The sequence below is a fragment of the Arthrobacter sp. HMWF013 genome (assembly GCF_003061105.1).
Lineage (GTDB): Bacteria > Actinomycetota > Actinomycetes > Actinomycetales > Micrococcaceae > Arthrobacter.
In genome coordinates this window covers 1-6,127 of the sequence record NZ_QAIQ01000013.1, presented here as the reverse complement: position 1 = coordinate 6,127, position 6,127 = coordinate 1, and the positions used below count along the sequence as shown (strand labels likewise).

The window sequence follows — 6,127 nt, the reverse complement described above, 5'->3', positions numbered from 1 at the left end:
AGACAGGGTGGGTATCCGCCTCGCCCCCGCCATGCCATGAGGTCGACTCAACGACGGCGACACCGAGAGTGTGCGCGCCCAGTACCGGCACCCGGTAGGCGGGCTCGCGACCCGGAACCTGGCGTACCTGTTGCTTCGCCATGTAGGCGACGACGAATTGCTCCGCTCCCCCTGGGATATGTGGCCGACGGCGGCGCTCACCGACTATCCGACCATCGCCCATCTCTCACCATCCACGCCGACCGGTGCGGATGGAAAAGTACACAAGAAAGTTCGTGAAATGCACTCACTCAATGGAGCAGTCGTCCTCGTCACCGGAGCAAACGGCGGCATCGGAACCCACTTCGTCCAAGGCGCCCTGGCACGCGGCGCCAGCAAGGTTTACGCCACCGCCCGCACCCCGCGCACGTGGGAGGACGAGCGCATCGTCCCGCTCACCCTCGACATCACTGACCCGGCCTCAATCCGGGCTGCAGTCGAGGCCGCGGGCGATGTCACAGTGTTAATCAACAATGCTGGAGCCAGCGTGGCAACCCCAGGCATCCTTACCCACACCGACGCGGAAATCCGGACCAATGTGGAGACGAATTTCCTCGGCCCTCTTTTCCTCGCACGTGCCTTCGCGCCGATCCTGTCAGCCAAGGACAACTCCGCACTCATCGACATCCACTCCGCAATGAGCTGGAACGCCGTCGGCGGTATTTACAGCGCCACCAAGGCCGCCCTCTGGTCGGCCACCAACTCGCTTCGTCTGGAGCTCGCCCCCGAAGGGGTACATGTGGTGGGCGTCCATGTCGGCTACGTCGACACAGCGATGGCTGCGCATGCCACCGACCCCAAGATGGACCCGGCTGATCTGGTCACAACGGTATTGGATGCCGTCGAAGCCGGAGAGTACGAGGTTCTCGCCGACGAGACGTCCGTGCAGCTCAAGGCGGGACTCAGCGCCCCCATCGAGGCGCTCTACCCCCAACTTACGCTCAGCAAGTCCTAGAAACAGCGCCAGCCCCGTGGAGATGAACCCGGCTCATCTCCACGGCGCTTTGCGCGACGTTGACATTTTACTGAGTCGAGTCATAATTGATTGTAGTCAAGAAAACTTCCCGAAGGAGCATCGCGTCATGCGGGCATTCGTTATCAACAAGTACAAGGAACCGCTGCGCGAAGCTGAGGTTGCTGAACCGGCCGTAGGCGAACGGGACGTGCTCGTGCAGGTGCAGGCTGCCGGCCTGAACCAGCTGGACGAGAAGATCCGCCAGGGCGAGTTCAAACAGATCCTTCCCTACAAGCTCCAGCTGGTCCTCGGCAACGACGTAGCCGGCACCGTGTTGCGCGTCGGGGACAAAGTAGAGGGGTTCAAGCCCGGCGATGAGGTCTACGCCCGTCCCCACGAGGAGCGCATCGGGACGTTTACTGAACGTATTGCCGTCGCGGAGGAAGACCTTGCCCTCAAACCCGAATCGGCCAGCATGGAGGAGGCCGGTTCGCTGCCGCTGGTGGCGCTTACGGCATGGCAGGCCCTCGTCGAGCAGGGAAACGTGCAGCCAGGACAGAAAGTTCTCATTCACGCCGGCGCCGGCGGGGTCGGTTCTATCGCCATCCAGCTCGCCAAGCATCTTGGCGCGACCGTCGCAACCACCGCCAGCAGCTCCAACGCCGGGTTCGTGCGGGACCTCGGCGCTGACATCGTTATCGACTACCGCACCCAGGACTTCGAGCAGCTCCTGAACGGATACGATCTGGTGCTGGATAGCCTCGGAGGCGAAAACCTGCAGAAGTCTCTGCGCATCCTCAAGCCCGGTGGAAAGGCGATTGGTATCGCCGGCCCGCCCGATCCCGCATTCGCCCGCAAAGCAGGCCTCAACCCCATTCTGCGCCTGGCAATCACCGGGCTCAGCAGCAAGATTCGAAGGCAAGCCAGGAAGCTCGGCGTCAGCCATGAGTTTCTCTTCGTGCGTTCCAGCGGCGACCAACTACGTCAGATCAGCGCCCTGGTTGACGCCGGGGTACTGCGCCCCATCGTAGGGAAGGTCTTCACCTTCGACCAGGCTCCAGAGGCGCTGCAAACTCTGGCCGCAGGGGGCTTCCGCGGCAAAGCAGTGCTCACCGTCAACAGCTGACCCGCCGGCACTATTCACGCAGAGAATCCGGAAGAACACCGTCATGGACAACACCAACGCCGTAAACGAGCCAGTCGTCACCTCATACGCGAAGGCACCTGCCAGCACTGTCACCGCCGAAGGCGTCAGCTACGCCTACCGCGAGCTTGGGCCGAAGGGCGGCATCCCCGTCGTGTTCTTCGTCCACCTGGCAGCCACCCTTGATAACTGGGACCCCCGTATCATCGACCCCATTGCCAGGAACCGCCACGTCATTACCTTCGACCAGCCCGGTGTCGGCGCTTCAACCGGACAAGTTCCCAAAAGTATCGAGGCAATGGCCGACGACGCCTACACCTTCATCAAGGCCCTCGGATTCGAAAAGATAGATGTATTCTCCTTCTCGCTGGGCGGAATGGTCGCCCAGGACCTGACCATCAAACATCCCCATCTTGTCCGCAAGCTCGTGCTGACCGGAACCGGTCCGCGAGGAGGCAAAAACATCGACAAGGTCATCGGCACCACCTACTGGGACATCCTCCGGGCAACCCTGACCCGGTCGGACCCCAAGGAATTCCTGTTCTTCAACCGAAACAGCACCGGAAAACCCGCTGCGAAAGCGTTCATCCAACGCCTTCAGGAGCGAACTGAGAACCGTGACAAGCCAATCAGCCCCCGCGCATTCCAGACGCAGCTGAAGGCAATCCAGGAGTTCGGCCGCTCGGCCCCGTCGAATCTGTCCGCACTGACTCAAGCCGCCCTCATCGCCAATGGCGACAACGACCGCATGGTGCCCTCCACGCTATCCGAAGAACTGCACCGCCGCATCAAGGGATCCGAACTGATCATCTACCCCGACTCCGGCCACGGTGGTATCTTCCAGTACCACGCGAAATTCGCACCCGCCGTCGTCGAATTCCTCGCCCCCTGACCACCACGCTCGCGAGAGAAGAGGGGTGGCCGGATCCTCCCCCGCTACGAAGAGTAGGGGCGCCGGCTGGAGGGCCCGGCCTCCGCAGCTTCGGTATACTCAATATTGAGTCCAGTCAGTTTACGTCCAGAGGAACCTACATGCCTGTCACATCCCGGCCGCCTGGACGTCGCGAGCGAAACAAGCAGGAGAAGCTGGACCGCATCAAGGCCGCAGCCACTGAGCTGTTCGCCGAATACGGCGTCGAGGACGTCACCACCCAGCAGATCGCCGACAAAGCCGACATCGGCACCGGAACCCTTTTCCTCTACGCCAAAACCAAGGGAGAACTCCTTCTCCTCGTCCAGAACGCCCACTACGCCGAAGCGCTCGACCGGGGCCGGGCGGATGCTGAAACCATCCAGGATGCCCTGGGTGCGGTGATGGCCGTCGTGCGGCCGATCGTGGAGTGCAACCGAACCCAGATCGACAACGGACGCTTTTACCTGCGGGAAATGGTCTTCGGCGACCCTACCGAGCCACACCACAGCGCAGCTCTATCCATCGTTGCGCAGACCGAGGAGGCCATTGCCGCCATACTGCGCCGGGCAGAACTGGCCGGAGCGGGTGACGCCGCGACGACGGCGCGCATTGTCTCGGCAATCATGTTTGTCAGCATGGCGGCAAGTGCGAACGCCGGATTGGAGAATGAAGCACTGGTGCAGGACATCAGGAAGCAAATCAGCCTGCTGATACCCCGCTGACGCGGCCGGCATACCCGATCTGGACGGCAGCCGCGGAATGGTGTCCCTGGAGGCCCTGCTCCCTGGCCTGTGCCAGGAGCTGCGGCGCTAACAGTCCCACTGTGAGAGGGCGGGAACTACTGGATCCCCGTTCTCAGTTGTCGGGGACAACGAGGACCGGGCACCGCTGACTGCGGATCAGGGACCCTGATACCGATCCTTCGAGGAACCTGTCCAACCGTGCCACGTGCCCTGGCCGATCGGCGCCGACAACGAGCAGGGAGGCATCCGTGCTCTCTGCCAGGCGGTTGAGGGCTTTGGGGACGTCGCCGTTCAGCAGGCGAAAAGACCATGTCTCCCCGGGTTGGCCGAGAATGGATTCCAGATTCCGTTGCACTTGCCCGGATGGATATTCGGCCTCTTCATTGATGATCGGGTCCAGTGAAAGCGCGGTCCGTTGGGCCTCCGGTTCCCATTCAGTCAGGTAGCTGGCTGGATCCACGAAGGCACAAACGAGATGCTGTCCCAGGGCTGTCGCGAGGCCCGCGGCAGTAAGGATCAGTTGCTCTGAAAAGGACCATCCGACTCCGACCACCACTGGTCCGTCCGGCCACTCTTCATCTGGCATGAGGTCCTCTGGAGAACCGGCCAGCGACGGCGATGAGTGCTGCCGTCCCGGTGGCGGCCGCCATGGCGTATGTCATGTTGGTGTAGGTGCCGAGCCAGCCTGTGTCGTCGCTGATAGGGCGGACCGCCGCGATCAATGCGTAGTAGAGCACACCCCACCCGGTCGTCTGGGTGATGCAAAGCGCGGCGAGGCCACTGCGCGGTGCACCTTCCGCGGCCAGTGTGCGGGATATCGCCGGGGCGGGCATGGCCTAGTTCCCGATCAGCTCCGCATGAAGCTTCTGGACCCGGGCCCTAATATCGTCTCGGACAAGGCGCATCCGATCCATGCCTTCGATACCCCGTTCGGAGGGCTCGTCCGTATCCCAGACCTCAAGGCGTTTGCCCCCGGGGGCTTCGACTTTCGCTTCGTTGCCCAGGACGATCACGACGTCGACCGCGTCCAGGACCTCCTCGGTGACGGGCTTCGGGTGTTCGCCGGTGATATCGATGCCGAGCTCGGACAGGGACTCCACTGCCTGGGGATTGAGGGACTTACCGGGTTTGGTTCCCGCGGAGTAGACGGTGACGTCTCCACCGGCGAGCTGATTCATCAGTCCGGCGGCAAGCTGGGATTTGCCGCCGTTCTTGCTGCAGACGAACAGGACGCTGGGAGTCTTCGTGGTTTCAGTCATGCCTTGATTCTTCCTTCTCTGAGCTGGGGTCGTGGAGCAGTGATTCGGCCAGGCGCGCTGATCCGGTGCAGGAGCCCGGTGTTGTTTTCAGTTCTCAGCAGAGCGGCCGTGGGCCAGGCCGGTGGGGAATCCGACGAGGACCGGTTCGGGTGCTCCGCAGCAGCCTCCGGAAGTTTCGGCCACGAATCCTGCGGGGACGACGGCGGGGACGTCGCAGCTGGTGCCGATGTCCGAGGAGCAGACGCCGGTTTCGGGGAGTTCGAGCTGGACGGTGTCGGCGGCTTCCCGGTCCCCTGCCAGGGCGGCAGCGACGGAGCGGACCTGTTCGTAGCCGGTGGCGAGCAGGAAGGTGGGGGCCCGTCCGTAGGACTTCATGCCGACGATGTAGAAGTCCTGCTCGGGGTGGGCGAGCATCTTTGCGCCGTGGGGTTCGACAGTGCCGCAGGAATGGTATTCGGGGTCGATCAGCGGGCCGAGCTCTCGCGGGGCTTCCACGCCCGGGTCCAGTTCCAGCCGGAGTTCCCGGAGGATGTCCAGGTCGGGGCGGAACCCGGTGGCCGGGACCACGACGTCGGCCTCGAGGGTGCGGCCGTCCGTGGAGGTCAGGGATACGGCTGCGTCGGAGGCTGCGAGGGAGGCGATTCCGAAGCCGGTGTGGAGTTCCACGGCACCGGATTCGACGAGGCTGCGGAGCCGGCTGCCGAGCTGGCCCCGGGCGGCAAGCCCGTCGGCGTCGCCGCCGTAAACCTTGGCCGCGGAGGCGCCGCGGATCGCCCAGACGATCTTCGTCCCGGGCACCTGTGCTGCGAGCTCGGCGAGGTTCAGCAGGGTGTTGGCTGCCGAATGCCCGGCGCCGACAACAACTGCCGTGCGGCCCTCGAACGTCTCGCGGTCACGGCCCAGGACGTCCGGCAGCGGTGAGGAAATGTGGGTGGCCGCGGCGGCTTCGCCCACGGCGGGCAGCCCCGAGGTTCCGAGCGGGTTGCGGGTGGACCAGGTGCCGGAGGCGTCGATGACGGCTGCGGCCCGGTACTCGCGGACTTCTCCGTCGGCGTGTTCGACGCGGACGACGAA

8 protein-coding genes are annotated in these 6,127 nt (G+C 63.8%); 4 read left to right on the top strand and 4 right to left on the bottom strand.

All coding sequences use genetic code 11. The annotated features are described in order from the left end of the window. Window positions 1-280: 280 nt before the first annotated feature. The 4 genes from DBR22_RS00480 to DBR22_RS00465 all read left to right on the top strand — a co-directional run bounded on the left by DBR22_RS00480 (window position 281) and on the right by DBR22_RS00465 (window position 3,773). Window positions 281-994 (top strand): SDR family oxidoreductase, encoded by a 714-nt coding sequence (locus DBR22_RS00480; RefSeq protein ID WP_108597282.1) that lies wholly within the window; start codon window positions 281-283, stop codon window positions 992-994. A gap of 127 nt (window positions 995-1,121) precedes the next feature. Further along, a complete protein-coding gene (locus tag DBR22_RS00475; protein WP_108597281.1) occupies window positions 1,122-2,120 on the top strand; it encodes an NADP-dependent oxidoreductase in 999 nt (332 codons plus the stop codon). A gap of 43 nt (window positions 2,121-2,163) precedes the next feature. Beyond that, a complete protein-coding gene (locus DBR22_RS00470; RefSeq protein ID WP_108597280.1) occupies window positions 2,164-3,030 on the top strand; it encodes an alpha/beta fold hydrolase in 867 nt (288 codons plus the stop codon). 140 nt (window positions 3,031-3,170) lie between these two features. Further along, complete coding sequence (locus tag DBR22_RS00465; protein WP_108597279.1) at window positions 3,171-3,773, top strand: TetR/AcrR family transcriptional regulator; 603 nt, start codon at window positions 3,171-3,173, stop codon at window positions 3,771-3,773. 133 nt (window positions 3,774-3,906) lie between these two features. On the opposite strand, the gene DBR22_RS00460 is transcribed toward DBR22_RS00465, so the two are convergent. From DBR22_RS00460 to DBR22_RS00445, 4 genes are all read right to left on the bottom strand, one after another. Next, window positions 3,907-4,380, bottom strand: a complete 474-nt coding sequence (locus tag DBR22_RS00460) for a universal stress protein (protein ID WP_108597278.1) — start codon at window positions 4,378-4,380, stop codon at window positions 3,907-3,909. After that, window positions 4,370-4,627 (bottom strand): hypothetical protein, encoded by a 258-nt coding sequence (locus DBR22_RS00455; RefSeq protein ID WP_181364961.1) that lies wholly within the window; start codon window positions 4,625-4,627, stop codon window positions 4,370-4,372. The genes DBR22_RS00460 and DBR22_RS00455 overlap by 11 nt, the downstream gene beginning before the upstream one ends. A 3-nt stretch (window positions 4,628-4,630) precedes the next feature. Then, a complete protein-coding gene (locus DBR22_RS00450; RefSeq protein WP_108597277.1) occupies window positions 4,631-5,053 on the bottom strand; it encodes an arsenate-mycothiol transferase ArsC in 423 nt (140 codons plus the stop codon). A gap of 87 nt (window positions 5,054-5,140) precedes the next feature. Then, the coding region (locus DBR22_RS00445; protein ID WP_108597276.1) for an NAD(P)-binding domain-containing protein at window positions 5,141-6,127 on the bottom strand (987 nt) is incomplete at its 5' end.